Here is a 4452-nt window from a genome sequence, read left to right on the forward strand (position 1 = left end):
TTGAATGGGTTCATGTGCAGCTCCATCAGCAAAAGGGGATGATAAGTTTATCACCACCGACTATTTGCAACAGTGCCGTCTAGACTTCTTTTAACAGTAAAGTTATCATAAAACTGAATTTTATTTTTTAGGTAAGTTTATGCATTCTATCCGCATTCGTTAAGACACAACTATTTGCATAGTGACACTATTTTATAATGGTGGGCTTTTGTTGTGTCTTTAAGAATATATGCGGATATATAAAGTAAAAGTATGCTTAATTTATAAGTATGCTTTTAGTGCATAGTTTCCAGTTATAACTTAATTGACTAGCTATTTGTCCACCCTGTGGATGAATAGCTTTTTTTTTGGGAGGACACTGTGATGCTAGCTTTTGTTTTCACCTAAATCCTGTTTGCTGCATAAAAAATTTCAAGAGCTAAACAGGAGTAAATAAAAATGAGTTTAATTATTAAAGCGAGAAACATACGCTTGGATTATGCTGGGCGTGATGTTTTGGATATTGATGAATTGGAAATTCACTCTTATGACCGTATTGGTCTTGTGGGTGATAACGGAGCAGGAAAGAGTAGTTTACTCAAAGTACTTAATGGCGAAATTGTTTTAGCCGAAGCGACATTACAGCGTTTTGGTGATTTTGCACATATCAGCCAACTGGGCGGAATCGAAATAGAAACGGTCGAAGACCGGGCAATGTTATCTCGCCTTGGTGTTTCCAATGTACAAAACGACACAATGAGTGGCGGAGAGGAAACTCGTGCAAAAATTGCTGCCGCATTTTCCCAACAAGTACATGGCATTCTAGCGGATGAACCAACCAGCCACCTTGATCTCAATGGAATAGATCTACTTATTGGTCAACTTAAAGCATTTGATGGAGCATTACTTGTTATCAGTCATGACCGATATTTTCTTGATATGGTTGTAGACAAGATATGGGAGTTAAAAGACGGTAAAATTACGGAATATTGGGGTGGTTACTCGGATTACTTGCGTCAAAAAGAAGAAGAGCGACAACACCAAGCCGTAGAATATGAGCTGATGATGAAGGAACGGGAGCGATTAGAATCTGCTGTGCAAGAAAAACGCCAGCAAGCTAATCGATTAGACAATAAGAAAAAAGGAGAAAAATCCAAAAACTCTACCGAAAGTGCTGGACGACTTGGGCATGCAAAAATGACTGGCACCAAGCAAAGAAAACTGTATCAGGCAGCTAAGAGTATGGAAAAGCGTTTGGCTGCATTAGAAGATATTCAAGCACCAGAGCATTTGCGTTCTATTCGTTTTCGTCAAAGTTCAGCCCTAGAACTGCACAATAAGTTCCCGATTACGGCAGATGGTCTGAGCTTAAAATTTGGTAGCCGTACTATCTTTGATGACGCTAACTTTATAATACCGCTTGGCGCTAAAGTCGCTATAACTGGATCGAATGGAACAGGGAAAACGTCCTTGTTAAAAATGATATCAGAACGTGCTGATGGATTAACCATATCTCCAAAAGCTGAAATTGGCTACTTTACACAAACAGGATATAAATTTAACACGCATAAATCTGTGCTCTCCTTTATGCAGGAAGAGTGCGAGTACACAGTTGCGGAAATTCGTGCAGTATTGGCTTCAATGGGGATCGGAGCGAATGATATTCAAAAAAACTTATCCGACTTATCGGGAGGTGAAATCATCAAACTGCTTTTATCCAAAATGCTTTTAGGAAAATATAATATTTTGCTTATGGATGAACCAGGAAACTATCTTGACCTAAAAAGTATTGCCGCATTAGAAACAATGATGAAGTCCTATGCAGGAACTATTATCTTCGTATCTCATGACAAGCAATTGGTCGATAATATTGCTGACATTATCTACGAGATCAAAGACCACAAAATCATCAAGACTTTTGAGAGAGATTGTTAATGATAGCCAATCTAATCCGAACATTAATTATTGAACTCTTTAAAGGAAATTAAAAATGACAATTCAAGATATTCAATCACTTGCTGAAGCACACGGCTTGTTGCTTACGGACAAAATGAATTTCAATGAAATGGGCATTGATTTTAAGGTCGTTTTTGCTCTTGATACAAAGGGGCAACAATGGTTGCTGCGTATTCCTCGTCGTGATGGCATGAGGGAACAAATCAAGAAAGAAAAACGCATTTTAGAATTGGTAAAAAAACATCTTTCTGTAGAGGTTCCTGATTGGAGAATTTCATCTACAGAATTAGTGGCTTATCCCATACTTAAAGATAATCCTGTTTTAAATTTGGATGCTGAAACCTATGAAATAATTTGGAATATGGACAAAGATAGCCCGAAATACATAACATCTTTGGCAAAAACCTTATTTGAAATCCATAGTATTCCTGAAAAAGAAGTTCGGGAAAATGATTTGAAAATTATGAAACCTTCAGATTTAAGACCTGAAATAGCAAACAATTTGCAGTTAGTAAAATCTGAAATTGGTATAAGTGAGCAATTGGAAACCCGCTACAGAAAATGGTTGGATAATGATGTTCTATGGGCAGATTTCACCCAATTTATACATGGCGATTTATATGCTGGGCATGTACTAGCTTCAAAGGATGGAGCTGTTTCAGGCGTTATTGATTGGTCAACAGCCCATATAGATGACCCAGCGATTGATTTTGCTGGGCATGTAACTTTGTTTGGAGAAGAAAGCCTCAAAACTCTAATCATCGAGTATGAAAAACTAGGGGGTAAAGTTTGGAATAAACTATATGAACAGACTTTAGAAAGAGCAGCGGCCTCTCCTTTGATGTATGGTTTATTTGCCTTAGAAACTCAAAATGAAAGCCTTATCGTTGGAGCAAAAGCTCAGTTGGGAGTTATATAATTTAAAAATATGATTGCTGAGAACTGCCTTGTTTTGAAACTTGGTTGGCTTTAATTAGTTTTTAGTATTCTTTATAGAAAATGCCTCGATCAAGGGGCATTTCTAACAATCATTTAACATAAAATTTCTTATGTGAAGTAACCTGAATGCAGCGGTGCCCCATTGGGGGCGCGTTGAGATAAGCCTCTTTTAGATAACTTTAGCAACTCGATAGACAGTTGCAACTCCACAATTCACTGCTTTGGCAATTTCTTCCTTAGTCATATTGCCAACTACTAGCAATTCTTTTATTCGTTTATGTTTAGCCTCATTTGCCTTCTTGCCTGTTGGTTTGTAACCCGAACGTGCCAGGCCCTGCTTAATACGTTCTATACGTTTCTCATTGTCTAGGCGGGCCATTGTTGCCAGAAGATCAATCAACATATTGTTGATGAGTTCCAAGATTGAATGAGTAATGCTGTCACTGGTTTGAATCATTTGGTAGGTAGTAGGAAGATCTGCTACGACTAAACGAAGTCCCTTCTCCTGGATCCTGCGCTTCAGCTCTTGAAAATCTCGTTGGGTTAGGCGTGATAAGCGGTCAATACTTTCAACTAACAATGTGTCACCTTGATTTGCTTCTGACAGTAGCTTATTCAATTCAGGTCGGTCTAACTTCGTACCACTATAGTTTTCCACGTACACAATGGTTTCACCCAAATTCAAGTTTTGGTTTAGATCCTGAAGAATCTGCAAAGCCCTTTCTGCATCTTGATCTTTAGTTGAAGCTCGTAGATAAATACGTGTATTCATTTCTATCATTTAATCTTAATTCTATTAGATTAATGATAATACTATCATTTAATTATTGCATTAAGTCTAATGATAGATATTGTATGCGATTTGGCTCGCTATCATTCAGGTATAGTCTTTTGATAAAAAAAGCATGACTAAAAGCCATGCCTTGGGAATTCGTATAACGTGTATTATGTTAATTTTAGGAAATCTTAATCGAAGTGAAATATATAGCTCAAATCATAGAATGTAATGAGAATCTCGAATTCATTCTAAAAATTAAGGTTCGTAATGAAATTCTAGAGGTATTTAGTTCTTCAATACCCTCATGTATTGATCTCAAAAAAAATTACCTTATAGATTTAGAAGCTACTATTTTTGATGATTACCTTATTGAGAAAACACATTATTTCCATCAAATTAAGCAAATAGATAATAGTCTAAGATATGAAATTATTGGATATTTAAAAGAAGGGAAGCTAGATGTTAATGGCTTAATTTTTGAAGATGATATTTTAAATAGAGATTTTTTTTACTTAGATAACAATACAGTAAAATGGACTGTCGATAGAATTAATGCTGACTTTGATGACAGAGATTGAATCCATTTAACATAAAATTTCTTATGCGAAATTACATACCAACTTTAACCACATTGTGGACAGGTTGGATTTTAGAGATAAGAAAAACGGCACTGTTGCAAAGTTAGCGATGAGGCAGCCTTTTGTCTTATTCAAAGGCCTTACGTTTCAAAAACTCTGCTTACCAGGCGCATTTCGCCCAGGGGATCACCATAATAAAATGCTGAGGCCTGGCCTTTGCGT

Annotated in this window: 4 protein-coding genes and 1 pseudogene; 3 read left to right on the forward strand and 2 right to left on the reverse strand. The window is 36.7% G+C overall.

The genetic code is table 11. The annotated features are described in order from the left end of the window. Positions 1-438 precede the first annotated feature (438 nt). Both msr(E) and HHA41_RS12760 read left to right on the forward strand, forming a co-directional pair. Positions 439-1914, forward strand: a complete 1476-nt coding sequence (msr(E), locus tag HHA41_RS12755; RefSeq protein WP_000052512.1) for an ABC-F type ribosomal protection protein Msr(E) — start codon at positions 439-441, stop codon at positions 1912-1914. Positions 1915-1969: 55 nt separating this feature from the next. Beyond that, the gene (locus HHA41_RS12760; protein WP_000155092.1) at positions 1970-2854 is read left to right on the forward strand and encodes an Mph(E) family macrolide 2'-phosphotransferase; all 885 of its coding nucleotides are present in this window, start codon (positions 1970-1972) and stop codon (positions 2852-2854) included. A gap of 189 nt (positions 2855-3043) precedes the next feature. Here HHA41_RS12760 and HHA41_RS12765 read toward each other — a convergent pair whose 3' ends face one another. Beyond that, a complete protein-coding gene (locus HHA41_RS12765) occupies positions 3044-3655 on the reverse strand; it encodes a recombinase family protein (RefSeq protein ID WP_015060246.1) in 612 nt (203 codons plus the stop codon). A gap of 194 nt (positions 3656-3849) precedes the next feature. Here HHA41_RS12765 and HHA41_RS12770 point away from each other — a divergent pair, with 194 nt between their 5' ends. Next, on the forward strand, positions 3850-4230 hold the full coding sequence (locus tag HHA41_RS12770) for a hypothetical protein (protein ID WP_168461936.1): 381 nt from the start codon (positions 3850-3852) through the stop codon (positions 4228-4230). 140 nt (positions 4231-4370) lie between these two features. Here HHA41_RS12770 and HHA41_RS12775 read toward each other — a convergent pair. Next, positions 4371-4452, reverse strand: a pseudogene (locus HHA41_RS12775) (IS6 family transposase); the annotation flags it as partial.

It is taken from the genome of Acinetobacter sp. A1 (genome assembly GCF_012371315.1).
Classification (GTDB): Bacteria; Pseudomonadota; Gammaproteobacteria; order Pseudomonadales; family Moraxellaceae; genus Acinetobacter.

Excerpts from the sequence above, each read along its gene's own strand:
- HHA41_RS12765 (WP_015060246.1), bottom strand. The coding sequence starts at position 3,655 with ATGATAGAAATGAATACACGTATTTATCTACGAGCTTCAACTAAAGAT.
- HHA41_RS12760 (WP_000155092.1), top strand. The coding sequence starts at position 1,970 with ATGACAATTCAAGATATTCAATCACTTGCTGAAGCACACGGCTTGTTG.